Here is a 24,769-nt window from a genome sequence, read left to right on the forward strand (position 1 = left end):
TCGCTGGCTACCGCTCCCCCGAATCGTCGCGATGTCAGTCGCGCCAACCGACGGCGTGGCACCGTCAACAGAGAGATTGCCAGACGGTCATGGACGCAAAGGCTTCGCAGGACGCCTAGAATCGCCCATAAAGCCTTGCATTGTACAGAGCAAGCTCTAGCTTAGGAACAGTCAGACCCATGGACCGCAAATGGGACACTAACAGCCTCGGCGAAAGCAGGCGAAGCAGGACATCCCCGAGCGGATCTTTCTTTCCGTTCTTGAAACGGGCGCTAACTTGCGGCAAGCTTACGCGCGCCAAAACTGCGCCGCACGAGCGACACAGTTAAAAAAAAGATTGAGCCGTAACCCCACTAGCCGTTGCTGCGGCCTTCGGGCATGATTTCACGTACGCAAAAACAGCGTCCTGCCAGTGATTTTTTGCCCGCCCGCACGGCGGGTCGCAAAGCCAATGGTACGCCGCAGCACAATTCATGTTTCGAATTATGCCCTGTACACCTTCGACGCAGATCCCGTCCAGAGATGCCTGCAATGCGTGGAGTCACTCTGCAGGGTCACGGGAAGCATCACTTGAAAAATTTATTGCAATGAAAAAAACGCTCTTGTCCTTGGTCGTACCCTTCTACAACGAAGAGGAAAGCGTCGAGCAATTCTTCCTGCGGGTACGCCTCGCGCTCGAGGCAATCGAATCAGTGGATTACGAAATAGTCTGCGTGAACGATGGAAGCAAGGACGATACCTTACTCAAGTTGATCGAGGCGGCCAGACACGACTCCAAAATCCACATCATCGATCTTTCGCGAAACTTCGGCAAAGAAGCAGCGCTCACGGCAGGTCTTAATGAAGCGTTAGGCGATATCGTTATCCCATTTGATGCGGATTTACAGGATCCGCCCGAGGTCATAGCGGATCTCGTTATGAAGTGGCAAGAAGGCTACGACGTCGTCGTGGCGAAGCGAGTAGATCGTGCCAGCGACACATTTCTGAAAAGATTTTCGGCGGCCGCATTTTACCGACTTCACAATAAGCTATCCGACGTGAAAATCCCTGAGAACGTCGGTGATTTTAGACTTATTACACGAGAGGTCGTTGAGGCTATAAAACTCATGCCCGAAAGCAGGAGATTTATGAAAGGTCTATTCGCCTGGGTTGGTTACAGGACGGCAACGGTAACTTACGCTCGTGAGTCCAGGGTGGCAGGGAAAACCAAGTTCTCAGCGTGGAAACTATGGAACTTCGCGCTTGAAGGATTGACTAGTTTCGGGACTCTTCCCCTTAGAGTCTGGTTCTACCTGGGACTGGCGGTCGCTCTTCTCTCCCTGGTCTACGCTGGTTACCTAGTTGCTCGGACGATGCTCCTGGGTATAGTCGTACCCGGATACGCCTCGATTATCACTGCGGTCTTGTTTTTGGGTGGCGTACAGCTTATAGGAATCGGCATCATCGGCGAATACGTCGGACGAATTTATGTTGAATCCAAGCAGCGCCCCGTCTACCTGATACGTCGTCGATATCGGGCGATGGAAAAGGAAGACGAAATCTAGATGATTCGGTCGCACCTTTAATCAACAATTATTTTTTATAAACCAATATTGCGACGATAAATCGTTAATTACAATCACTTTGACCAACACAATCCAAATTGAAAATTCAATCGACCGGAGTCGGGTTCAACTTGATTCCAAATAAACTTGCGCCCCATCAAATCCGGAGAGAAAGTGTCGACGCAGATCAACTTTAACTCACCGAAGAATCTTCTTTGGTCCGAAACATCGCAGGGCAAAATATTTGCGCTTTTCTGCATCGTTGCAACCTGTCTGCTATACAACAGCTGGCTCATCACTGGCCATCTATTCTTTTACTTCGACGACTGGAACTGGCTGGAGTTAGCGCAATTTTCACCGTGGAGCACCTATTTTCACGTTCTACCGGACATGATATACAATGACCGCCCGGTCGGCGGTCTGTTCATTAAAATAATCTACCAGATATTTTTTCTAAATCACACCGCGTTTAGTATTTCTTTTTTAGCGCTTCATACCATTAACTGCATATTTCTCTATGCAATTGGATCTCGCTATATTTCCCGAGTTGGGGCGCTTTTAGCCGCGATGTTAGCGGCGACGTGGCTATCATCCCTTACCAGTCTTACTTGGTCTGCGGCGGTATTTGATGTGCTAGGAGCGACTCTTTGCCTTGCGGCAATTTTTGTAAGGCAACTTTCAGTTAAAAGAAACGGTTCGTTTGCTCTCGACGTTTTAGGTGCGCTAATCTTTGCACTGTCGATACGGACTAAGGAATTTTCGCTGGGAAATATTGCCGTTATATTGCTTATTAACCTCCTCGCAGATCGTCAGAAATTCCGCGATGCGGTTAGGCAACTTGCGCCATATCTTGTGGTCTTCATAGTTTATTTTATTCGTTACGCATATCTCGAGGCGCACAAACCTCTCGACAGCGCTAATCCGTATAGCCTGAACCTGAATCCGATATCTATTGCCGGAAATTTTCAATTTTACCTTTCGACCCTTTTTTACAGCAATTTATTTGGTCAACTCTGGACTATATCAATAACTGCGCTGATATTGACTGGACTGGCATTCTCGACAAAAAAATCGATCAATTTATTTTTGATAGGTTTGTTCGGCTTCGCCGCGATGCTTGGCCCTACACTACTATTGCCAAAACATAGAGACGAGTTGTATTTGTACGCGCCACATTTTTTTATGGCCTTGGCGATTGGCGCAACTTACTCCAGAAATCGAATTAGCAAAATTACGGCAATCGCCGTGTGCATAGCAATTTTCGCCATGCCTGTCCTTGCTGGCCGATATCACGATATCGTGAATTACTATGAGACCTTGGCACTCAAGAACACCACGCAGTTATCTTCAGCACAGCGGGCTCTGGGACCTGTTGAAAAAGGAACCCGTGTTTTCATTACCGGCACGACACCAGTGTTTAATCCGTTCTCTTACGGACCTGGAAGTTCACTGAGAGTCGTCTATCGAGACAGTACGATCTCAGTAGTTGAATCGCCGTCTGTCGACACAATGAAAAACGCGTTTTGCAACAGCCGCGAACCTAAAAGAGCGCTTCAGTTTAATGACCAAACGGGGATAGACATTACATCGGAGATGTTATCATTTTGCGATAATCAAACAAAGGAGAAATAATTTTTCATTGAGATTTTTTTTAAAAATCGACCCTATTTCTCAAATCAAATGCATCGCTTGCAAATAGCAGTGCATTTGATTTATTAAATCTTAAAGAAACCTGAACCCGAATTAATCGCTAGTTCGTAAGATTCAACACAACTGCGTTCGAGCGTTCAATCTTGCTAAGTGATCGATACTCCAGAAATAAACTTTTCTCGCCAGCAACACTCAAGAGACCAGGTCTAATTTTGGCCGTCACTACTTTCGGGCCGATTGACGTATCCAGCTTGTGCCCAGCAAATATGATCGCCGTTCCGTCGGGTGGGGTTGAATCGACCGTCATCCATATAGCGGACGCGCCGTCCGGTTGCTCATTGAAAGAGGCCCCCCTCTTGCCCTCTTTCGGACCGAAATCCACAATGCGGACGGGTAACTCCGTCACGGCGATGAGATCGTGGGTTGTCGACACGGACCTCATTACAAAACAAGCTATCAAGAGTACGAGAAGAATTACGCCAAGCCTAGTCGCGGCCGACTGACTAGGGGAAAGCGTTGCACGTTGCTGCTTGTCGTGTAAGCGCTGCATTATAGACGGGAGCAGATGCCCTAGGAGAATGGCTGGCTTTTCGACAAAGCGCCAACTTGCAGCTGCGAACAAACATGCGACTGGCAATGCCAGAATCGTAAGAAGATAAGGATTAATATGGGTTGACGTGACCGAAGTGACAAACTGCTGACACGGCCACCCGTAAATATAGATTCCGTAGCTGAGATCCTGCTTCGGACGCCCAATTCTAGCGAGCAATGGCAATTGACCGAGATACACGATCGCCCAAATCAAGGCCATAAAAAAGAAAATTTCTTGTGCAATCCCCGAGCACAACGCAGCCAGAGTGCCGAGTATTATTCCGTGCCATATTTTTGGATAGATTTTCGGGGAAAGTGAAAACGTTAAAACGCCAGCGAAAAACATTGCGGCGGCACGATGTGCATAAGGAGCCGGGAAAAAGAAATCCGCTCCGGGCAAAGACACACGAGTCGCAAAGCAGCCGATAATTAAAATTATACTAATCAATGCGATGCGACGAAAGTTGGCCAAAAGCCCCAAGGCACCCATCGCCCCCAGAATTAGATACATCTTCATTTCTAGCGGCAGGGTGTGAATTGGCCCATTTATGGCCGATAAGGCGTGATCTCCGAAAGTGCCGTTGATATACCAATTTATGTCAAAACATGAATTTTTAACTATATAGTCGTAAAATCCATCATACAGTGGAGCGAAACGAAAATCACTCGGCGAAGAGAACAGACACGCAAGAAGCGCAGTGATAATCAAGCAAACGAAGAGCCCCGGCCAAACGCGAAATATCCGGCGAAGCGCAAACCGAATTACGTTGCGATCTTTGAAATAACTCTGCGCGACAAAAAGGCCACTAAGGAAAAAGAATGACTGGACGGCCAGTTGCCCCAGACTATTATTCGGCAACAACATTAAATCTATCGGATCCGAATAGCGCGTATCAAATGTCAGTCCAAACGAATGATAAAAGATGACACTCGCAGCCAGAAAGGCTCGAATCAACGTGTAATTATTTTCGTAACCGTTAATCGTCTCGCGTAAGGAACGACTGTTTGTCCAAAGTGACATACGAGGCCAAAGAATATGTGTGTGGAGGAGCAGACTTTCTGAAACAAACCGTTTTCGATTCGCTCGAACCAGTACTTCCGTTTTACTACCTCGCCAGTTTTGCCCGCAGTAATTATAACGGTCGGCACGGGGGGGAAGTCAGTCAAAAGTGGGGTGTCGATGTCACCTATCTGCCGAAGGCAACAACAACGCAGCACGTTGATCTCTCAGGGGTCTAAGTACCAATGTTCCAACCGAAGGGCGGTGGGGTTGGCCATCCCACGTATGTCCTGCCAGCGCAATCAATCTGTGCGCCACCGAGACGGTATAGCTCAAGCCCTCGTCGGTTGGAAGCATTCCTGCTATGCAGACCATTACGACGGTTCCACCGCCGCCGCACCCAACCGCCCATAAACATCCTCAAAACGCACGATATCGTCTTCGCCAAGATACTCGCCGCATTGGACTTCGATCAAGATCAGATCAACGACGCCCGGATTGGTCAGACGATGCTTCCGTCCAGCAGGAATATACGTAGACTCGTTCGGCTGCAACTGCATCACCTGATCGTCACAGACAACATCCGCGCAACCCTGGACGACAATCCAATGCTCGCTGCGATGATGGTGCATCTGCAGCGACAGCGACGCCCCCGGCTTCACGAAGATCCGCTTCATCTTGAAGCGCTCCCCCTCTTCGAGCACGGTATAGGTACCCCACGGACGATGCACCGTGCGATGAAGCACGCAACTCTCGTGTCCGTCACGTTTCAGTTGCGCGACGATCTGCTTCACATCTTCCGCCCGGTCACGACTCGCAACAAGCAAGGCATCGGGCGTATCGACAATCACCAGATCGCGTACGCCAATCGCACCGATCACCCGCCCTTGCCCGCGGATATAGCAGTCATTCACCTCGTACAGAGCCGCAGTGCCTTCAACCCGATTGCCCTGGGCATCCGGCGGCGTCAGTTCACTGACGGCCTTCCACGAGCCGATATCGCTCCACCCAAGGTCACACGCCACCACCGATACATTCTTCGAACGCTCCATGACCGCGTAGTCAATCGATACGTTCTCGACACGCTTAAACGACTCAAGTCCCAACTCAGCGACGTAGCTGCCACTGGAGACACTGCGCGTGCCCTCGGCCAACGCGCTCGCGACGCAATCGGTCATCCCCGGCACCCAATTGTTCAGTTCGTCAAGCATCGTCTCCGGCCGAAAGCAGAACATGCCCGCATTCCAAAGATGGCGACCGCCGTCCAGAAAGCGCTTCGCCACATCGAGCACGGGTTTCTCAACGAACTGCTTCACGGGTACGAGCGCCGTCGGCGCAGACACGCGCTCGTCGACTTCGATGTATCCATATCCTGTTTCCGGGCGCGTCGGCTGGATGCCGAACACCACGATGCCTTTCTCAGATGCGGCTTGCGCAGCAAGGGTCGCTGCGGTCACAAAGGTATCCAGTTTCTCAACCAACTGATCAGCCGGCATGACCAGCAGAACCGCGTCGGCGCCATGGCGCTCGCGCGCTACCAGCGTAGCGGCTGCGATCGCCGCCGCAGTGTTGCGGGGCGCGGGCTCGAGCACAAACCCGAGCTCGACGCCGTCGACCTTCACTTCGGCGCAATCGTCCTTGACGAGAAAGTAGGTATCCCGATTCGTGACGATCATGACCTCGTCGACGCCCGGTAGCGCACAGGCACGCAGATACGCTTTTTGCAGCAGACTTTGCCCATCCGAAAGTCGCATGAACGGCTTCGGGAATGCCTCGCGCGAGACTGGCCACAGTCTCGTACCCGAACCACCGCAAATAATCACGGGAACGAGCTTCGTTGAAGCCCCGGTGGATTCGATAACTTTCATGCTTCACCTCGCAATGGGGCAGCGTTCAACAGATGAGCGCACGAGATCGAAACCTGGCTGCCCGCTAGAAATTTCGGGAACGGCCGGCCCACCGCTACAGCGCGAGCGCACATCCCCGTGAATCTGAAAACTTTAAGCATCGTCAGTACGCGTCCACAGGCACGCCAACATCAATGTCCTGTGCCAAAGCATTTCGCATGGCTGCTCGCGAAAAATGTGCTGCGACATAGCCTCGACCCGCATTCGCGGCCGTGTGCCAGCGATCATCGTCACGCACCAGGGCCACCACATCTTCCGCGAGCTTGTATGGATCGTCCGTGACGGGAACGATGTCCTCCAATCCAGGTAGGCCCTGTGCTCCGACCGGTGTAGTGACAAGCGGGACACCGAAATGCAGCGCCTCGACCACTTTGTTCTTCACCCCTGCACCGAAACGCAACGGCACGATCACAACACGCGCAAGATCGTACAACGCGGTGAGACGCTCATCGCTCACGTACCCGGTCACCGTCACGTTAGGGCCGGCAAGTGCCTTGACCTCGTCCGTCGGATTGGAACCCACCAGCGTCAGGTGAATCTTCGGCAGTTCGGCTCTGATGAGCGGCAGAATCGCCGTTACAAGCCAAGTGGCGGCATCAACGTTCGGCGGATGACCGAACCCCGCCACAAACACAATATTGCTGCGCTCAGCTAGCGCGATCTCGTCACCGGCGTTCGGCCGTGGTTCGAAGAAATAGCCAGGCAAGGTCCGGGCCGTCACACTCGGATCAAGCCGCTTCACCGTCTCTGTCTCCGTGGGGGACGGATAATAAACGACGTCGGCCGCTTTCCAGATCTTCATCTCGCGCACACGCTCTGTCTCGGACTGACGCTGCACCTTTTGATCGCCCGTGATCGCAAACTCGCGCTGCAAGCGCTCGAAATGGATGTCGTGGCCGTAGTAGAGCAGCTTTGCCTTAGGCGCGTATTTGCGCAGCGGCGCGATTAACGATTCACTGATGTGCGGCCGATTCAGGAATGCATAGTCCAGCGTACCGGCATTCTCCTTCGCCCACTCGTCGAACCCGCCCACGAACTCAGCACCGTAGAAGACCTCGACGCCCATGGCCTGCAAAGGCTTCACGTAGACCGGGTCGTACCAAAGATTCTCGGGCCAAAACTTCACACTTAGGCCCATTTCCGTCAAAACGCGGATGACGCACATCACCGATCGCGATCCAGCGTCACGGTCCGGCTGCGGAACATAGTGATCCACGATGAGAATCGATTTCTTGCGAGCGCTTCGATCCCGCGCCACCGTTACATGGGTACCGTTCTCGAAGTGCTCCGCGTCCAACACCTCGCGCCAGCGCTCACGCAGCTTCTTCTGGTTCACAACCTGGTATGCCTTGATACCGGTTCCGGTGTCGGTGCCGTGAGAAATGCCCTCGTAGTGGATGATGACGGATGCCGGCTGGTAGTAGACCTTCTTACCCGTCGCACGCACCTTGAACGCGAGATCCGCATCTTCGCAATAGGCCGGAACGTAGTGCTCGTCGAAGCCACCCAACTCGGTGAACAGATCACGTCGAATCAGAAGAGACGCGCCAGAGCAATAATCCACTTCCTTCACGTAGTTATAGGCGCTCTTGGACGGATCATCGAGTCGCCCGAAATTCCAAGCGGAGCCGTCCTTCCAGAAAATCCCACCCGCCTCTTGAAGACGGCCGTCCGGATACACCAGCTTCGAGCCGACCATGCCGCAATCCGTCCGCGTTTCGAACAGATCCACCATGGTGTCGATCCATCCTGGCGTGACTTCCGTGTCGTTGTTCAGGAAGTAAACAAAATCACCTCGCGCATGCGACGCCGCGTAGTTGCAGGACCGAACGAAGCCAAGATTTTGCGGATTCAATACAAAACGGATGCCCGGAATCTCTTGCATCCTCATGATGTCCGCGTCCCCGGACGCATCCTCGGCGACGATGATCTCAATTGACGCGACAGGTAGGTGCTCGGCGATCGAACGAACGCAAGCCAAGGTATGCGGGAGATTTCCGTAAGTGGGAATGATCACCGAGACACGCGGTGCCTCCACTTGCGTGAACTTCAGGCTAGCAATCGTGCTGTCGATTTCTGCCGGCACAATTGGGCCACGGCCCAATACGCTTGGGAGTGGCTGACCCTGACGTTTCCAGGCCTCGTAGTACACCACGCCCTCGAAAAGAGGACCCGCAACACGGAAAACGAGATCCGCCACCTTCGCCTTTTGCCGAGGAGTCAAAGGCAGAGCCAGATATGCCGCACGGGCCCATTTTCGAGCATAAGGTCGCAGCGGCTTCACGATCGACGCAAAATCGCCTCTTGCAGCACGCACAATTCCTCGGACCGGCGCAGTTATCCTCCACGAAGTCGAAGCATAGACTTCAGTGAGTTTCGCTTGCAACTCACCGACCTGCACCTGCAAGTCGTCGCGCTCGTTCCGCAATTTCTCGAAGCCGGTCCCATCAACGATGGACTCAAAGGCTTGCCGCGCTTCTTCAGCCTCTCGGCGAGCCTCCTCCAGGTCGCGTTTGGCGACCTCGGCTTCTCGCTGAGCTTCTTCTGCCTTTTGCCGTAAGCCCTCAAACGCCTCCAAACCACCCGCAGCGTGATACTGGGTTAGCTGAGCATCGAGATCCAACGCCCATTTCGTACGCTCCTCGAATTCGGTCTGCAGCCGGAAAATCTCTTTGTCTCGCGCTGCGACTTCATCAGTCTGGCGGTTAGCCCACTCGATGATTTCGTCTTGCCTCGCGTAGAGATCGCTGCCTTCTTCGAAAAATACCGAGGCCTGAAGTTTTGACGGCACCGACCCGCTGTCCTTCGAGCATACCGCCAGGAAGTACATGATCGCGTCGAGCTTCGGGGTGCAACCCGCCACCACGTCGTCGCTGAGCGTGTGGGCCGTGTAGGACGTATCGCGCCGGTCTTCGGGCAGGATGATCGAACTCGTCGCCAGTCGTTGACCAAAGTAGGTCACGTCGGAGAAGTGGCGTTTTACGAGCGCATCGAGTTCTTCGAAATACAGTTCTTTAACGTGAAATTCATTCTGGTAATTCCGGTCGTCGGAATATACCTTCTTATTCGGCGAAGAGAGAATGAGAAAACCACCCGGCCGAAGCACGCGATGGATTTCGGACAGCATCTCCTCCTGCTCCAGCAAATGTTCGATCGTTTCGAAAGAAACAACCGCATCGAAAGAAGCGTCCGGCAACGGGAGGTCGCTCGCACTGCCACTCAAAAACGAGAGGTTCTTGACATTCGAATACTGCTCACTCGCGTGCGCAACCGCCTCCGGCGAGATATCGACGCCTGTGACAGTCTTCGCCACTCTTGCGATGATCGCCGAACCGTAACCCTCGCCGCATGCCACATCGAGAACATCCAGCCCTGCGATACCCTGCGAGGCCCACGCATAGCGATGCCAGTGTTCATAGCGGATATCGCCCGCCTCAGTCGGAACGTACCGCTCGCCGGTAAACTGGATCATGCCACTGACCTCTCTTTTTCAACGCTAATGCGCAACATAGGAATGCCAATCAGGCCATGACGCATCGTGCTGTCGACCGTGCGAAATTGCAACGCGTCGTGGAGCCAATGCTGTTGTGTATGATCGAGTTGTGTCCCGGATGCCACGGCGGTGTCGATGGAGTAAGCACCCGCCGGCATCACCGGCATGCGGAACTGGAACGAGGCACGGAACTGGTCTTCCGCGGCGCCCTCGATAAGATCCTCATAACTCAGATGGGTATTGTCGCCAAACAGCCGCTGTCCGAGTCGGTCCTTCACATAGAAACCGAAAATCAGTCCGGAGAGCTCGGCATGAACCTCGACTTTGATTTCCAGCGTGACGAGTTCACCGCCCTGCAGCAGTTGTGTCTGGTTCCCGTCTTCGTCAAGTAACGCAACGTTGACGATCGACGCCCCGCCGGCGCCGAACGCGCTCTTATCCGCGTCCGGATCGAACTCGAATACCTGGGTTACGTTACGATCCTTCAATCCCTCGAGCCTGACATCCACGACATCCCGCGCTTCCATCTTGGCGCGCGCGCGTGCTTTCTTGGCCGCGGTTACCGAAACCCCCTGAGCCTTCCGGTCGAGCACATGTTGCTCGGCGAGATAGGCCTCGACAACTTCCTTTGCCGAGCCGTCCATACGCACGGAGCCACGGTCAAGCCAGACGGCTCGCGAACACAGACTCGTTACCGCGCCAACGTCATGACTGACAAACAACAACGTGCCGTTTTTCTGGAACTCACGCAGGAATCGCATGCATTTCTGCGTGAAGCGCACGTCGCCGACGGACAGCGCTTCGTCCACCACGAGCACGTCGGCGTCCACGTGCGCAGCGATCGCGAACGCAAGGCGAACGTACATCCCGCTCGAATACGTCTTCACCGGTTGTGAGACAAAATCGCCAATCTCGGAGAACTCGATAATCGACTGGTAACGCTCCTTCAACTGCTTTTCGCTCAGCCCATAGAGCATCCCGCTCAGGTAGACGTTCTCTTCGCCAGTGAATTCTGGGTTGAAGCCCGCACCGAGCTCAAGCAGAGCGGCGACCCGACCGTGACGCTGCACCTGTCCCTGTGTCGGGAACAGCGTGCCGCAAACCAGCTGGAGGAACGTCGACTTACCCGAACCGTTCTGCCCGATGATCGCGACCGTCTCGCCGCGGGTAATGGTCAGATCGACGTTTCGCAGCGCCCAGAACTCGCGAAAATATTCCTTCGGCTGCCGACCGATCATCCGCGCGAGGCGCGGCAGAATCATCTGTTTCAGCCGGTCCTGCGGAGCACGGTAAATTTCGTATCGCTTGCCGAGACCCTGTACCTCGACAGCGGTCTGCTTCACGCTATCAGAGCACATCAGCGAATCCTTTCCGCGTTTTTTGAAACCACAATAGTCCGAGCGTAGCAATCACGTAGGCAACCACAGCATAGATCGCCCAGCCGATCCAATTAACCTGTCCACCCCAGATTGCGACAGTGCGAATCTGGTCGATGACGAACGTCAAAGGATTCAGCATGATGACGGAGCGCAAACGCGGCGGCACTGACGTCAAAGGATAGAAAACCGGCGCCATGAACATCAGCAGGGATGACACAATCCCCATCACCTGTCCCAGGTCACGCATGAACACGCCGAACGACGCGAGAAACCACACCAGCCCAGCAATCAGTACCACGAACGGCAGCAGGATCACGGGAACGAAAATCACCGTCCACGGAATATGCCCTTGCCAAAGCAAGATCGCGACAAGGAGGATCACCGACGCCACCAGCATATGGAACAACGCCGTACCAATCGCGATCCACGGCAGCGTCTGAAGAGGAAACACAACCTTCTTGACGTAATTCGGGTTACCCACCACGAGCATCGGTGCACGCGTCAGACACTCGGAAATCAGGTTGTGCGCAAGAATACCCACAAACATCACGACAGCGAATTCAATATGGTCGTCGGATGCCGCCCGCCATCTCGACTTAAACACAAACCCAAACACAAACGTATAAATGCTCAACATCAACAACGGCGTAATGAACGACCAGAAGAGTCCGAGAAACGAACCCTTATAGCGGCCGGCCACCTCGCGTTTGACGAACTGCACGATCAGGTGCCAGTTCTCCGTGAGCGAGTACACGACTGCCAGCGGATGCAGCAGTCGATTTGGTGTTTCCATACCTGTTCCTGTTTGCAATGCGGGACGCGCTTACTGCCCCAAAAGATCGTCCAGCGCCAGCGCGAGCCCTTCGCGCCAGTCGAGGCGACCGAGCCTGAAGCGTCGGTCGAACTTATCGTTGTCGAGCATGGAGTACTGCGGGCGGCGTGCCGGCGTCGGATACTCGTCCGAGGCAATCGGCTCGATCGAGGTCGCCTTGATCGCCATCTTCCCCGACGCGCGCGCACCTTCGATGATCGCGCTCGCGAAGCCATGCCACGTGGTCTGGCCCGCGGCCGTCATATGGAACAAGCCGGACTCGAATTCGCCGGCATTGCGCTCGCGCTGAGCCTGCGCCACCACATGCGCCGTGAGATCCGCAATCATGCGCGCCGAGGTCGGCGCACCCGTCTGGTCCGCCACCACGCGCAGGCTGTCGCGCTCGCCGGCCACGCGCAGCATGGTGCGCAGAAAGTTGCGGCCGCGCGGGCCGTACACCCAGGTGGTCCGCAGCGTGAGCCAGTCGCCGGCCACGTTTTCAATCGCCCGCTCGCCGGCCAGTTTGCTCGCGCCATAGGCATTCAACGGCGCCACCGGATCGAGCTCGACGTACGGTGTGCTCGACGAACCGTCGAACACGTAATCGGTCGAGTAGTGGACCATCAGCGCGTTCTGCGCGCGCGCCGCCTCAGCCAGCACGCCCACCGCCTCGGCGTTCACACGGTTTGCCAACGCGGTTTCGGTTTCCGCGTTGTCGACCGCCGTGTAGGCCGCCGCGTTGACGATCACGTGCGGACGCACCGACGCCACCAGCTTCGCCAGCGTCTCCGGCTTCGCCAGGTCGGCTTCGTTGCGGTCGAACGCCACGACGTCGCCCAGCGGCGCCAAGGCACGTCGCAGCTCCCATCCGACCTGCCCGTTACGGCCAGTCAGCATGATCCTCATTCGAACACCTCTGCTTCGGCAAGCGGCCGCCCTGCCGCATCTTTCGCGGCAACCTGCGGCTCGCCCTCGAGCGGCCATTCGATACCCAGCGCCGGATCGTTCCACAGCAGGCTGCGTTCGAACTCGGGAAACCAGTAATCCGTAGTCTTATAGAGAAACTCGGCGCTTTCCGACGTCACGCAGAAACCGTGCGCGAAACCAGGCGGCACCCACAGTTGCCGCTTGTTGTCGGCGGACAAGACCACGCCCACCCACTTGCCGAAGCTCGGCGAACTGCGCCGGATATCCACCACGACATCGAACACCTCGCCGGACACCACACGCACCAGTTTGCCCTGCGGATGCTGGATCTGGTAATGCAAGCCACGCAGCACGCCCTTCGCCGAACGCGAATGGTTGTCCTGCACGAACTCGGCGTCGACGCCGGTTTCTCTCGTGAATTCGCGTGCGTTGAAGCTTTCGTAGAAGAAGCCGCGCGCGTCACCGAACACCTTGGGCTCGATGATCTTCACGTCCGGCAAAGCGGTCTCAATTACATGGATGGCCATGCCAAGGGGTCCGAAAGTAGATGTTGCAGATACTGCCCATAGGCATTCTTCGACAGCGGCGCGGCCAGCTTCTCGAGTTGCTCCGGGCTGATCCAGCGCCGCCGGAACGCAATTTCCTCAGGGCAAGCCACCACCAGCCCCTGACGCTTCTGCAGCGTTGCGATGAAGGTGGCCGCTTCGATCAGCGAGTCGTGCGTGCCCGTATCGAGCCAGGCATAACCGCGCCCCATGATCTCGACGTTGAGCGCGCCGTTGGCGAGATACCGCGAATTGACATCGGTAATTTCCAGCTCGCCGCGCGGCGACGGCTTGATGTCGGCCGCGATATCGCAGACCTGCTTGTCGTAGAAGTACAGGCCCGTCACCGCGTAGTTGGAGCGCGGCTTGACCGGCTTCTCTTCAATCGAAAGGGCCCGGAACTGCTTGTCGAATTCCACCACGCCGTAGCGCTCGGGATCGTGCACGTGATACGCGAACACGGTTGCACCGTCGTCCTGCCCGGTGGCGCGCTCGAGCTGCTTGGCGAGGTCGTGCCCGTAGAAAATGTTGTCGCCGAGAATCAGCGCCGACGGATCGTTGCCCACGAAATCGCGGCCAATGATGAAGGCCTGCGCCAGACCGTCGGGCGACGGCTGAACCGCATACTGGATGTTCATGCCCCACTGGCTGCCGTCGCCGAGCATCGTCTCGAAGCGCGGCGTGTCTTGCGGCGTGGAGATAATCAGAACGTCACGGATGCCCGCTACCATCAGTGTGGATAGCGGGTAATAGATCATCGGCTTGTCGTAGACCGGCAGCAATTGCTTCGATACGACGTGAGTGATCGGGTACAGACGCGTACCCGACCCGCCTGCGAGAATAATGCCCTTGCGCGCCATGACGGTGCCCTTACGCGCGCTGCGCGTAGTTGGTCTCAACCCACTTGCGGTATTCACCCGAAGCCACTTCGTCCACCCACTCCTGGCTGTCGAGATACCAGCGCACGGTCTTCGCCATGCCCGTCTCGAACGTCTCAGCCGGCTTCCAGCCCAGTTCGCGCTCCAGCTTGCGGGCGTCGATTGCGTAACGGCGGTCGTGACCCGGACGGTCCGTCACATAGGTGATCTGTTCGCGGTACGAGCCGGCCGCCTTGGGACGCTGCGCGTCGAGCAGGTCGCACAGGGTATGCACGACTTCGAGGTTCTTCTTCTCGTTCCAGCCGCCCACGTTGTAGGTCTCGCCGGGCACGCCGCGCGCGAGCACTTCGCGGATGGCGCTGCAGTGGTCGCCCACATACAGCCAGTCGCGCACGTTCTGACCGTCGCCGTACACCGGCAGCGGCTTGCCGGCCAGCGCGTTGGCGATCATCAGCGGAATCAGCTTCTCGGGGAACTGGTACGGGCCGTAGTTATTCGAGCAGTTGGTGGTCAGCGTCGGCAGGCCGTAGGTATGGTGATACGCGCGAACCAGGTGGTCGGAGCCGGCCTTGGTGGCCGAATACGGGCTGTTCGGGGCGTACGGCGTGGTTTCCGAGAACTGCGGGTCGGTTGCGGACAGCGAACCGAAGACTTCGTCGGTCGAAACGTGCAGGAAGCGGAAAGCGGCCTTGTCGGCCTCGCCCAGCGTGTTCCAGTAAGAACGGGTGGCTTCCAGCAGCGTGAAGGTGCCCACCACATTGGTTTGCACAAAATCGGCAGGGCCATGAATCGACCGGTCGACGTGGCTTTCGGCCGCGAAGTGCAACACGGCACGCGGCTTGTGCTCGGCGAAGAGCGCGTCGAGCGCGGCCCGGTCACAGATATCGGCTCGTACGAAGACATGGCGCGGGCTGTCCTGCAGCGACTTGAGCGTGCGCAAGTTGCCTGCGTACGTCAGCTTGTCCACATTCAGGACCGACTCATCCGAGGCGTTCAACCAGTCAAGCACGAAATTGGCGCCGATAAAGCCGGCGCCGCCCGTTACCAGGATCATGAAATTCCCTTCTAGATGTTCGTGGCCGATGCAACCGGACTTGTTGATCTGGTCACCCGCGTTGTGGTCGTATGTAGCGATTTTTATCGCCTTACACCTGCACCCTATATGTAAAAAAGGCGTCAGCACCCGCTATTTTATGAAGCCCCGATTATAAAGCGGCAGCGGGCAAAAACTAGAGACCTAACAACTTGAAACAGCTTGACAAAGTTCATTCCCGAATGGCAGCAAAAAAGGCAAATCTTTCCTGAACTTTATAAAACACGACCTCTGTCAGTTCCGGCACGAATGATCGGAAGAAAACGGCCTGTCACTGCCTGAAGTATTCTGACAGGTAAGACTTACAGCGCTGAAAGATAAGGGCGTTGTGCTGCAACAACGGACTACGCCGCCAACATCCACTCCAGCGTCTGCCGAAACTCGATCGCCTCCAACTCCGGCACCAAGGTCCGCAGCTTGGCGGGCGATCCGACCAGCACCTTCACATCGGTCTGCCGCACGAAGGCCGGATTCACCCGAATCTCCAGATCATGGCCGGTGATGTCGCTGGCCATTGTCAGGATTTCCCTAAGCGTATAGGGCTGCCCGGTACACACGTTCACCGTTTCGCCTACCGCGGCGGAATCGAGCAGCGCCTCATAGGCCCGCACGACGTAGCGCACATCCGAAAAGTCGCGCGCCACGTCGATATTCCCCAGCGAGATCTCAGGCTCGCGCCGCGCGAAATGCTCGACGATCTTCGGTACGAGGAAGTTCGAGGTCTGGCCGCGGCCGGTGTAGTTGAAGGGCCGGGCAATCAGAATGGGCAGCCGGTCGAACCACGTGCGCGCCATCGACTCCATCGCCGCCTTGCTCGCCGCATAGTGATTGACGGGCGCCACGGGAAAGCTCTCGTCGATCGCGTCGCTGGTCACGTTGCCGTAGACGTTGGCACTGCTTGCCACCAGCACCTTGCGCGGCGTATGGCCCACATCCGCACAGGCCTGCAGCAGGTTCAGCGTGCCGAGCACGTTGACGCGGTAAAAATCGAGCGGGTCGTCGTGGCCGACAAAACTGATGGCGGCCAGATGCACGATGTAGTCGGGCCGCACTTCGTCGATCACCTGCCGGCATTGCTCGAGCGAGGTGATATCGAGCCGGCGCCGTGAAGGCGTCCCCGGCGCGCCGGCGCCGGCCACGGTCTCGGTGACCGCGTGGCCGCTCGCGAGCAGACCGGCGATCAGCCATGCGCCGGTAAAGCCACTGGCTCCGGTAACGAGTGTTCGTGTCAGGCGTTCAGCATGCGTTGCTGGTTTCGTCGTTTCTCCGCTCACCCAGATTCTCCTGTTTGCGACGTGTTGGCTACCTGCCTGTGACCTCTGGGCAGCCTGCTCTGCAGCCGGTTTGCTACGGTGACCTGGCGCCGCGCGACAACGTCGCAATAACGTCTCAATCGCGCTGCACCAATCGGGCTATTATGTCACGCTAACGCGCAGCCTCCTGCGCCCGTGCATCCCTGATTCCGCCCCAGATGACCGTCTCCAGCCTGCCGAATTCCATCCCCCTTGCCTTCGGTGACCTGCAAGGTTGCCGCACCCAGTATCAGCAACTGCTCGCGAAGGCCGCGCCTTCCGCCGACACGCCGCTGTGGTTCGCCGGCGATCTCATCAATCGCGGCGGCGAGTCCCTTTCCACCCTGCGCGACATCATCGCATTAGGCGAACGCGCCAAGCCGGTGCTGGGCAATCACGATCTGCATCTGCTGTCGGTATCCGCAGGCATTCGCAAGTCGAAGAAAGGCGACACCATCGACGAGATCCTCGCCGCGCCCGATGCGCAAGACCTGCTGCATTGGGTCCGCCATCGTCCGCTGGTGCATTTCGAGAACGGCATGCTGCTGGTGCATGCCGGCGTGTTGCCGCAATGGGATGTGACGCTCACGCTGGAACTCGCCGATGAACTGCAGCGCGCGCTGCAGGCGCCCAACTGGAAGGAAACGCTGGCGGGTCTGTACGGCAACGAGCCGAATCGATGGAAGCCCGGCCTGAAGGGAATCGACCGTCTGCGGCTCACTTGCACCGCGCTCACGCGCATGCGTTTCTGCAATCCGGATGGCGTGATGGATTTCAGCACGAGCGGCGGCCTGAACTCCGCGCCGCCGGGCTTCATGCCGTGGTTCGACGTGCCGTCGCGCAAGACGGTCGACGTCACGGTGGTGTTCGGCCACTGGGCCGCGCTGGGCCTCTTGATGCGGGACAACCTGATCGGCCTCGATTCAGGTTGCGTGTGGGGCGAGAAGCTGTCCGCCGTGCGGCTCGCGGCCAACCCGGCCGATCGCGCACTGACCCAGGTCGAGTGCGAGGGCTGCCGCGCCTCCGCCGACTAGGCTGAGCGCCCTTGCTGATCGACGCCGTCGATCAGCGTTCCTGTTTGAGCGCCTTGAATGTCTTGAGACGCTTGAGACCTGCCTGCCTCCGCTCCACTCGCCCTGGCAACCGGTGCGCTTTCGAGCGCTGCTGTTGCGCCTGCGCCCATGCCCATGCTCTCGCCTTGCAGGCTGCGTAACGCCGCGCCGATCGTCTGCTCCGCCTGCGCCGCCAGCGAGCGCCGGTCGGCCCCCGGCGCCAGCGCCTCGCCCACGTAGACATGCGCCGTCAGCGGTCCGCCGCGCAGCAGCGCGTCAAGCGACTCGCCGAGCGAGAGCTCGCCGATATACGCCGGCGCCGTCGATTGCCGGCCCTGCGCGTCTTCGTACATCAGGCAGAGCGGTTGCACCGGACTCCCCGCCGAGACGGCCGCCTGAAACATGTTGGCGTGGAACGGCAGCAGCGCCAGACCATCGGACGTGGTGCCTTCCGGGAACACGCACATCAGTTCGCCCGCGCTCAGCCGGTCGGACAGTTCATGCATGATGCGCTTCGCATCGCTACGCTTTTCACGCTGGATGAACACCGTGCCCAGTTGCTGCGCGAGCCAGCCCACCACCGGCCATTGACGGATCTCGGCCTTGGAGACGAACGGCGTCGGCCGCCAGGCGTTGATCACGTAGATGTCGATCCACGAGATGTGATTGGCCACCACCAAGGCGCCGGCGTCGAGCCGCGCGCTGTCGTTATGGACCACGAGGCGCATGCCGCACAGCCGCAACATCTTCAGCGACCACGCGCGATTGAGCGCTTCCCGTTGCGCAGCAGTGGCACGCGGGAACCGCGTCGCCACCGTCCACATGCCGTGCAGCAGGTGCACGATCAACCGGGCCTTGCGAAGTGCGAGCTTCATGGTCAGAACGTTCCGTTTCGGTCGCCAGGGGTCGATGTTAATTTTAGGCGCGAGGCCGGGTCTTCAGGAAATCAGCGCTGTTCGAACGCCACGTGTCCGGAGACGATCGTCGCCCGGACGCGCGCCGGCAATTCGTAGCCGAGGAACGGCGTGTTGTGCCCCTGGCTCTTCAGCGCACGCGGCTCGACCCGCCAGTACGCGTGGCGATCGAAGACGCACAGATCCGCGGCCGCGCCGACTGCGATGCGCCCCGCGTCCAGCTTGAGTACACCGGCCGGCGCCGCGGTAATGCGGTTGAGCGCCTTCGCGAGCGGCACGCCCGCTTCTTCCGCCCACTTCACCGTCAGCGACAGAAACAGCTCCAGCCCGGTCGCGCCCGGTGTGGCCTCGGCGAACGGCAGCAGCTTTTCGTCGTCGTCGACGGGGGTGTGATCGGAGCAGATCGCGTCGATCGTGCCGTCCGCGAGTCCCGCACGGATCGCATCGCGATCGCGCTGCGAGCGCAGCGGCGGGTCGAGGCGGAACTGCGCATCGAAGTAGCCGATGTCCAGATCGATCAGGTGGATATGATTCACCGTCACGTCGCAGCTCACCGGCAAGCCTTCCGCTTTCGCCGCGCGCATCAGTTCGACCCCCGCCGCCGAGGACAGATGCGACAGATGCACGCGCGCGCCGGTCACGCGGACCAGTTCGAAAATCGTATGCAGTGCGATGGTCTCAGCCGAAACCGGCACGCCCGAAAGCCCCAGCCGCGACGCCAGCGCGCCGCTGGCCGCCACGCCACCCTTGCCGAGATACGCATCCACGGGACGCAGCCACACGGTGTAGCCGTAGGTGTTCGCGTACTGCAGTGCGCGCAGCAGCACCTGCGTATCCACCACCGGCACATCGGCCTGCGAGAAGCCGATGCAACCCGCTTCGGTCAGCTCGACCATCTCGGTGATCACCTGGCCTTTGAGGCCCACCGTCAGCGCGCCGAGCGGATACACATGCGCCTGGTTCAGATTGCGCGCGCGGAACTTGAGCATTTCGACGAGGCCCGGCTCGTCCAATACCGGATCCGTGTCGGGCAGGCAGACGAGGCTCGTCACGCCGCCCGCGAGTGCGGCGGCCATTTCCGATTCGAGCGTGGCCTTGTGTTCATAGCCCGGCTCTCGCAGGCGCGCGGCGAGATCGACGAGGCCCGGCGCGATCGCGAGGCCGGTGGCGTCGATCGTCTTCTCGGCCTGGAAATCCGCGGGGGCGCTGCCAAGCGCAACGATCTTGCCCGCTGAGATAAATACGTCCTGCTGCTGTTCGGTGCCGGCTGACGGGTCGATCAGCGTGCCGCCTTGAATATGAATCTTCATGCGCTGCCTTTTTCTGTGTTGCCTGAGACGCTCAGTCGTTGCCTAGTCGTGATTGCCCGCGACGATCCCCATCACCGCCATGCGCACGGCAATGCCGAACGTGACCTGATTCAGGATCACCGATTGCGGACCGTCGGCCACCTGCGAGTCGATCTCGACGCCGCGGTTCATCGGGCCCGGGTGCATCACGATTGCATCGGGCTTCGCAAGCGCGAGACGCTCGGGCGTCAGCCCCCAGCTCTTGAAGTACTCCTGCGCCGACGGCAGCAGCGCACCGCTCATCCGTTCGTTCTGCAGACGCAGCATGATGATGACGTCGACGTCCTTCAGGCCTTCGTCGAGATTGTGGAACACCCGCACGCCCATCTGTTCCAGGCCGCCCGGCAGCAAGGTGCGCGGACCGATGGCGCGCACTTCCGGCACGCCGAGCGTGGTCAGTGCATGGATGTCCGAACGCGCCACCCGCGAATGCAGGATGTCGCCGACAATCGCCACCCGCAGATTCGTGAAGTCCTTCTTGTAGTGGCGAATCGTGTACATGTCGAGCAGGCCCTGCGTCGGGTGCGCATGACGGCCATCGCCGGCGTTGATCACGTGCACGTGCGGCGCGCAGTGCTCGGCGATCAGGTACGGCGCGCCGCTCGACGCGTGACGCACCACGAACATGTCGGCATGCATCGCGGACAGGTTGTTGATCGTGTCGAGCAGCGACTCGCCCTTGCTGGTGGACGAGGCATTGATGTTCAGATTGAGCACGTCCGCCGAGAGGCGCGTCGCCGCAATCTCGAAGGTGGTGCGGGTGCGCGTCGAGTTCTCGAAGAACAGGTTGAACACCGACTTGCCGCGCAGCAGCGGCACCTTCTTGACCTCGCGGTCCGTCACGCTGACAAACTGCTCGGCGGTGTCGAGGATGTGATTGACGATCGCGCGCGGCAGGCCTTCGATCGTCAGCAGATGCTTGAGCTCACCGTTTTTGGTGAGCTGCGGGTTGCCCTTCAGGAAGCCGTGCCGAAAGCGGTCCGGCGACGGCGTCTGGCCGGTAGTGTCCTGGGAAACCTGGGTGGCGGTGTTCATGAGAGACCTGATTCAAACGTGTACGAGTCGTGCTGCGAGTGCGTGTGGGGTGCAGCGTGTTGCTTGGAGCGTGTAGCGTATGGCGTGTGGTTTGCGGCACACGTCGCGCTCAATCGGCGCGTGCTTCGGTGTGGAACGTGAAACGCTCGGTGGCGCCAGTGGTGTCGCGCGCGAGTACGAGCGTAGCTTCAGCCGGCACATCAACCACGCCGCCGACAAAGCGCGCCGCCACCGGCAACTCACGGCCGCCGCGATCGGCCAGCACCGCGAGTTCCACCGAGGCCGGCCGTCCATAGTCGTAGAGCTCGTTCAAGGCCGCGCGCACGGTGCGGCCGGTGTACAGCACGTCGTCCACCAGCACGATGCGGCGCTTGTCCACTTCGAACGGCAGCGCGGTCGGGCTCGCTTGCGCGTGCAGACCTTTCTTCGCGTAGTCGTCGCGATGCAGCGCAACGTTGACGACTCCGAAGGCGGCGTTCAGATCGCGCGCCAGACGCTCCGCGAGCCACGCCCCACCGCTGTAGATGCCGGCCAGCACGGCGCCATCCGCGCCGCCGAGCGCGTCGCCATAGGCGGCACGAATCTGTTCAAGGACGGAGCGATACAGCGCTTCGGCGTCAATGGAACTCATGGTCGTCAGAAAGTCCGTCTAGATATTGCTGGAGGATGATGCAGGCGGCTTCGGCGTCGAGCATGTCCGCGCGCCCTTTGCCGGAGCGAATCTCGGCCTTCGCTTCGACCGACGAATAGCGTTCGTCAACCCACGTCACCGGCAGATTGAAGCGGCCGTTGAGCTGGTTGCCGAAGCGTTTCGCGAGTTGGGTCATTTCGTGGGGTGCGCCATCGGGATGCATGGGCAAACCGACCACCAGCGCATCCGGCTTCCATTCGGCGATCAGCTTGCCGAGCGCCTCGAAGCGGTACTCGCGATTGCGGTTTTGCACCACCACGAGCGGCCGTGCGCTTTTGGTCAGCGAGTTGCCAACCGCCACGCCAATGCGTTTTTCACCATAGTCGAACCCGAGCAGCGTGGCTGCCCGTCCGGCCGCACTGCTCATGCGTGGCCTGCTTCGCCGGAGAGCATGGAGAGGGAAATACCGAGCAGCGCCAGGGCGGCTTCGAGACGTTCTTCAGCCGGCACATCAAATACGATCTTCGGATCGGCTTCGACCGTGAGCCAGCCGTTCTTTGAGATCTCTTCTTCGAGCTGACCCGCGCCCCAGCCGGCGTGGCCGAGCGTGAGCAGGAAACGTTCCGGACCGGTGCCGCTTGCCACGGCCTCGAGCACGTCCTTGGAGGTGGTCATTTCCAGACCGCCTGGCACCGACATGGACGACGTATACGGGCTGCCGTCCTTCGGATAGTGCAGCACGAAGCCGCGCTCGGTTTGCACCGGGCCGCCGAAGTACACGGGGACATGCAGCAGGGGTTCGATCTCCAGCTTCAGATCGATGCGACTGAAGAGCGCTTCCAGATCGATGTCGGTCGGCCGGTTGATCACCAGACCGAGCGCACCGCGCTCACTGTGATCGCAAAGGTAGACCACCGTTCCTGAAAACGTGGGGTCCGCCATGCTGGGCATAGCGATCAGGAACTGGTTGGTCAGATTGATGCGATCGGTACTCTTGGACATAGTTCGGATTTTAGCAAAGACGATGCGGAATGGCGGGCTTTGAGCGTGGGCAGATCAGGTTTGCCGCGATCCATGAACGGCGGATCATGTTGCCACTCTATCACGCGCTTACACCTTGCCAACGACGCGTATTCGGGTGCGCATCCGCGCGTGCCTGGCGCTTAGCCTTTCACGCGCCGCCGCCCTGCTCGATGGCTCGGGTCAGCGCGGCCAGCACAGGGCTGCCGCCGGGCGGCGCGACACCCGCCGCAATAGTGTGCAGCATGGCGCGCAGGCCTTCGGCGCCCTGCTCGAGCGCCCGCGCGTCGGGCGCTTCAACGACCACGTGCGAGCGCACCGCCGGGGTCGACACGCCGGCGTGCGCGCGGCGCCGCCAGGCGAGCCCGAGCGCATCCGCCAGCAGCGCGACGTGACCCAGACCCAGCGCGCCGGCGGCGGCGCCGAGCCGGTAGGCGGCGTCGCCTGCCTGCAACGCTTCGCTCGGATCGGCTTTCTCGGGATGACCCGCGGCCCGTGCATGCTCGGCGAGCGCGGCGATCGCCCCATCTGCGGTCTGCAGGAAATCTTCATAGGCGTGGGCGTTAACGGTCAGCACGCCCAGTTCGCGCGTGCGCGCTTCGCGCAAGCCCGCGCTGGCGCCGATGCCTTGCGCTTCGGCCGCGCCCGCTTCCCACAAGGCTTCCGATTCCTGGGTGGCGGCCACGTGCCAGTCCACCGTCAAGCCATAGTCGCGCAGCAGCTCGACGTGCTCGGCATCCTCTGCCGCAGCGCCGAACAATGCGTAATCGCGCCATAGCAGCGACAGCGTGGCACGCACCATCGAGCGCGGCGCGAGCGGCAAGCCCCGCGCGTGATCGGCGAGCGCCAGATTGCAGCGGGCATGAAAGCGCCGGGCGTCTGCGTCTCCCACCAGGTGACCGCTCACGCGCAACGAGCGGGCACAGGCCGAGGCGAGACGCCAGAAGTCATAGGGATCGGGGGTGGCGAGTTCGGCCAGACAGGCGTCGAGTTCATCGAGCGCGGCGCGCGTCAGGGCGGCGGCCGCGGCGCTGGCCGCGCCGTCGCTCGAATGCGCCCTCAAGACCGGCAGCAGCGCACGCTCGTAGCGCGCCCGCAAGTGCGCCAGCCGTTGCGCGGGCTGCTGGCTGAACGACACCGGCGGCAAAGGCCTCGCGGCAAGCGCGAGATCTTCATACGTAACCGTGAAACCGGGCGTGCGCCGCGCAATCAGCGCGCTGAGCGCCTGATAGTGCGTGAAGAGCGTGGGCGAGCAAGCGAGCTCGCGCAGGTTGTGGCGGCCAATCGCCGCGCGGAAATCGTGCAGCGCCGCGGCGAACAACTGACGTGCGTCAGGTTCTTCCGACGGTTCGGCCGCCGTCAGCGGCGACACCAGCACCAGCGCATCCGCGAGACGCTGCGCCCCGAGCCAGCCCGCCTGGCGCAAGGCCTGAACCGCGCGCAACAGCGCAGCCGCCATCTCGCCGCGCTGCTCGAACGCAAGCTGCGCTTCGGCGAGCGCGAGTTCCGCAGCACGCACCGACCCGCCACGCGGGTTCGGCAGTGCCTCGAAAGAGCCGGGGGGTACGGATCCAGGAATCATGGGCAAGCGGCATGAACACTGACAGACCGGCGCACGGCCGTGCGCGCCAATGAGCACGCGAGCCCGCGACAGGACG

General features: G+C 59.1%; 20 protein-coding genes. 3 read left to right on the forward strand and 17 right to left on the reverse strand.

Annotated features, from left to right (window positions below; translation table 11 throughout):
• Positions 1 to 587 precede the first annotated feature (587 nt).
• Together P3T42_RS13645 and P3T42_RS13650 are read left to right on the forward strand one after the other, a co-directional pair.
• On the forward strand, positions 588 to 1,544 hold the full coding sequence (locus P3T42_RS13645) for a glycosyltransferase family 2 protein (protein WP_429306352.1): 957 nt from the start codon (positions 588 to 590) through the stop codon (positions 1,542 to 1,544).
• Between the two features lie 174 nt (positions 1,545 to 1,718).
• Positions 1,719 to 3,176 (forward strand): glycosyltransferase family 39 protein, encoded by a 1,458-nt coding sequence (locus P3T42_RS13650; protein WP_429306353.1) that lies wholly within the window; start codon positions 1,719 to 1,721, stop codon positions 3,174 to 3,176.
• Between the two features lie 118 nt (positions 3,177 to 3,294).
• On the opposite strand, the gene P3T42_RS13655 is transcribed toward P3T42_RS13650, so the two are convergent.
• The 10 genes from P3T42_RS13655 to P3T42_RS13700 all read right to left on the reverse strand — a co-directional run bounded on the left by P3T42_RS13655 (position 3,295) and on the right by P3T42_RS13700 (position 17,092).
• A complete protein-coding gene (locus tag P3T42_RS13655) occupies positions 3,295 to 4,806 on the reverse strand; it encodes an acyltransferase family protein (protein WP_429306354.1) in 1,512 nt (503 codons plus the stop codon).
• A gap of 353 nt (positions 4,807 to 5,159) precedes the next feature.
• A complete protein-coding gene (locus P3T42_RS13660) occupies positions 5,160 to 6,653 on the reverse strand; it encodes a mannose-1-phosphate guanylyltransferase/mannose-6-phosphate isomerase (RefSeq protein WP_429306355.1) in 1,494 nt (497 codons plus the stop codon).
• A 142-nt stretch (positions 6,654 to 6,795) separates the two neighbouring features.
• Positions 6,796 to 10,164 (reverse strand): methyltransferase domain-containing protein, encoded by a 3,369-nt coding sequence (locus P3T42_RS13665; RefSeq protein ID WP_429306356.1) that lies wholly within the window; start codon positions 10,162 to 10,164, stop codon positions 6,796 to 6,798.
• Positions 10,161 to 11,543 (reverse strand): ABC transporter ATP-binding protein, encoded by a 1,383-nt coding sequence (locus P3T42_RS13670; protein ID WP_429306357.1) that lies wholly within the window; start codon positions 11,541 to 11,543, stop codon positions 10,161 to 10,163. Before P3T42_RS13670 ends, P3T42_RS13665 begins: the two co-directional genes overlap by 4 nt.
• Positions 11,533 to 12,375, reverse strand: coding sequence for an ABC transporter permease (locus P3T42_RS13675; RefSeq protein ID WP_429306358.1), 843 nt, complete (start codon positions 12,373 to 12,375; stop codon positions 11,533 to 11,535). The genes P3T42_RS13670 and P3T42_RS13675 overlap by 11 nt, the downstream gene beginning before the upstream one ends.
• Positions 12,376 to 12,387: 12 nt before the next feature.
• A complete protein-coding gene (gene rfbD, locus P3T42_RS13680; RefSeq protein WP_074302172.1) occupies positions 12,388 to 13,281 on the reverse strand; it encodes a dTDP-4-dehydrorhamnose reductase in 894 nt (297 codons plus the stop codon).
• Positions 13,278 to 13,829, reverse strand: coding sequence for a dTDP-4-dehydrorhamnose 3,5-epimerase (rfbC, locus tag P3T42_RS13685; protein ID WP_074302173.1), 552 nt, complete (start codon positions 13,827 to 13,829; stop codon positions 13,278 to 13,280). The genes rfbD and rfbC overlap by 4 nt, the downstream gene beginning before the upstream one ends.
• Positions 13,814 to 14,707, reverse strand: coding sequence for a glucose-1-phosphate thymidylyltransferase RfbA (gene rfbA / locus P3T42_RS13690; RefSeq protein ID WP_074302174.1), 894 nt, complete (start codon positions 14,705 to 14,707; stop codon positions 13,814 to 13,816). Before rfbA ends, rfbC begins: the two co-directional genes overlap by 16 nt.
• Positions 14,708 to 14,717: 10 nt before the next feature.
• Complete coding sequence (rfbB, locus tag P3T42_RS13695; protein ID WP_074302175.1) at positions 14,718 to 15,779, reverse strand: dTDP-glucose 4,6-dehydratase; 1,062 nt, start codon at positions 15,777 to 15,779, stop codon at positions 14,718 to 14,720.
• A gap of 383 nt (positions 15,780 to 16,162) precedes the next feature.
• A complete protein-coding gene (locus tag P3T42_RS13700; protein ID WP_429306359.1) occupies positions 16,163 to 17,092 on the reverse strand; it encodes a GDP-mannose 4,6-dehydratase in 930 nt (309 codons plus the stop codon).
• A gap of 197 nt (positions 17,093 to 17,289) precedes the next feature.
• Here P3T42_RS13700 and P3T42_RS13705 point away from each other — a divergent pair, with 197 nt between their 5' ends.
• Complete coding sequence (locus P3T42_RS13705) at positions 17,290 to 18,144, forward strand: symmetrical bis(5'-nucleosyl)-tetraphosphatase (RefSeq protein ID WP_429306360.1); 855 nt, start codon at positions 17,290 to 17,292, stop codon at positions 18,142 to 18,144.
• Here the strand turns inward: P3T42_RS13705 and P3T42_RS13710 are convergent.
• From P3T42_RS13710 to P3T42_RS13740, 7 genes are all read right to left on the reverse strand, one after another.
• The gene (locus P3T42_RS13710) at positions 18,141 to 19,037 is read right to left on the reverse strand and encodes a lysophospholipid acyltransferase family protein (RefSeq protein ID WP_429306361.1); all 897 of its coding nucleotides are present in this window, start codon (positions 19,035 to 19,037) and stop codon (positions 18,141 to 18,143) included. The two genes, P3T42_RS13705 and P3T42_RS13710, sit on opposite strands and share 4 nt — an antisense overlap.
• A gap of 71 nt (positions 19,038 to 19,108) precedes the next feature.
• On the reverse strand, positions 19,109 to 20,386 hold the full coding sequence (locus tag P3T42_RS13715) for a dihydroorotase (RefSeq protein WP_429306362.1): 1,278 nt from the start codon (positions 20,384 to 20,386) through the stop codon (positions 19,109 to 19,111).
• A 42-nt stretch (positions 20,387 to 20,428) separates the two neighbouring features.
• Positions 20,429 to 21,460 carry an aspartate carbamoyltransferase catalytic subunit gene (locus P3T42_RS13720; RefSeq protein WP_074302180.1) on the reverse strand — a complete coding sequence of 344 codons (1,032 nt, stop codon included), beginning with the start codon at positions 21,458 to 21,460 and terminating at the stop codon, positions 20,429 to 20,431.
• 109 nt (positions 21,461 to 21,569) lie between these two features.
• Positions 21,570 to 22,091, reverse strand: a complete 522-nt coding sequence (gene pyrR / locus P3T42_RS13725; RefSeq protein ID WP_074302181.1) for a bifunctional pyr operon transcriptional regulator/uracil phosphoribosyltransferase PyrR — start codon at positions 22,089 to 22,091, stop codon at positions 21,570 to 21,572.
• Entirely contained in the window at positions 22,078 to 22,518 is a 441-nt protein-coding gene (gene ruvX, locus P3T42_RS13730; protein ID WP_074302182.1) for a Holliday junction resolvase RuvX, read from the reverse strand. Before ruvX ends, pyrR begins: the two co-directional genes overlap by 14 nt.
• A complete protein-coding gene (locus P3T42_RS13735; protein WP_074302183.1) occupies positions 22,515 to 23,093 on the reverse strand; it encodes a YqgE/AlgH family protein in 579 nt (192 codons plus the stop codon). Before P3T42_RS13735 ends, ruvX begins: the two co-directional genes overlap by 4 nt.
• A 169-nt stretch (positions 23,094 to 23,262) precedes the next feature.
• Positions 23,263 to 24,693, reverse strand: a complete 1,431-nt coding sequence (locus P3T42_RS13740; RefSeq protein ID WP_429306363.1) for a hypothetical protein — start codon at positions 24,691 to 24,693, stop codon at positions 23,263 to 23,265.
• Between the last annotated feature and the right edge of the window lie 76 nt (positions 24,694 to 24,769).

It is taken from the genome of Paraburkholderia sp. GAS38, assembly GCF_050434965.1.
Taxonomy (GTDB): domain Bacteria; phylum Pseudomonadota; class Gammaproteobacteria; order Burkholderiales; family Burkholderiaceae; genus Paraburkholderia; species Paraburkholderia phenazinium_A.

Excerpts from the sequence above, each read along its gene's own strand:
- P3T42_RS13645 (WP_429306352.1), top strand. The coding sequence starts at position 588 with ATGAAAAAAACGCTCTTGTCCTTGGTCGTACCCTTCTACAACGAAGAG.
- P3T42_RS13655 (WP_429306354.1), bottom strand. The coding sequence starts at position 4,806 with ATGTCACTTTGGACAAACAGTCGTTCCTTACGCGAGACGATTAACGGT.
- P3T42_RS13660 (WP_429306355.1), bottom strand. The coding sequence starts at position 6,653 with ATGAAAGTTATCGAATCCACCGGGGCTTCAACGAAGCTCGTTCCCGTG.
- P3T42_RS13665 (WP_429306356.1), bottom strand. The coding sequence starts at position 10,164 with ATGATCCAGTTTACCGGCGAGCGGTACGTTCCGACTGAGGCGGGCGAT.
- P3T42_RS13670 (WP_429306357.1), bottom strand. The coding sequence starts at position 11,543 with ATGTGCTCTGATAGCGTGAAGCAGACCGCTGTCGAGGTACAGGGTCTC.
- rfbD (WP_074302172.1), bottom strand. The coding sequence starts at position 13,281 with ATGAGGATCATGCTGACTGGCCGTAACGGGCAGGTCGGATGGGAGCTG.
- rfbC (WP_074302173.1), bottom strand. The coding sequence starts at position 13,829 with ATGGCCATCCATGTAATTGAGACCGCTTTGCCGGACGTGAAGATCATC.
- rfbA (WP_074302174.1), bottom strand. The coding sequence starts at position 14,707 with ATGGCGCGCAAGGGCATTATTCTCGCAGGCGGGTCGGGTACGCGTCTG.
- rfbB (WP_074302175.1), bottom strand. The coding sequence starts at position 15,779 with ATGATCCTGGTAACGGGCGGCGCCGGCTTTATCGGCGCCAATTTCGTG.
- P3T42_RS13705 (WP_429306360.1), top strand. The coding sequence starts at position 17,290 with ATGACCGTCTCCAGCCTGCCGAATTCCATCCCCCTTGCCTTCGGTGAC.
- P3T42_RS13710 (WP_429306361.1), bottom strand. The coding sequence starts at position 19,037 with ATGAAGCTCGCACTTCGCAAGGCCCGGTTGATCGTGCACCTGCTGCAC.
- P3T42_RS13715 (WP_429306362.1), bottom strand. The coding sequence starts at position 20,386 with ATGAAGATTCATATTCAAGGCGGCACGCTGATCGACCCGTCAGCCGGC.
- P3T42_RS13720 (WP_074302180.1), bottom strand. The coding sequence starts at position 21,460 with ATGAACACCGCCACCCAGGTTTCCCAGGACACTACCGGCCAGACGCCG.
- pyrR (WP_074302181.1), bottom strand. The coding sequence starts at position 22,091 with ATGAGTTCCATTGACGCCGAAGCGCTGTATCGCTCCGTCCTTGAACAG.
- ruvX (WP_074302182.1), bottom strand. The coding sequence starts at position 22,518 with ATGAGCAGTGCGGCCGGACGGGCAGCCACGCTGCTCGGGTTCGACTAT.
- P3T42_RS13735 (WP_074302183.1), bottom strand. The coding sequence starts at position 23,093 with ATGTCCAAGAGTACCGATCGCATCAATCTGACCAACCAGTTCCTGATC.
- P3T42_RS13740 (WP_429306363.1), bottom strand. The coding sequence starts at position 24,693 with ATGATTCCTGGATCCGTACCCCCCGGCTCTTTCGAGGCACTGCCGAAC.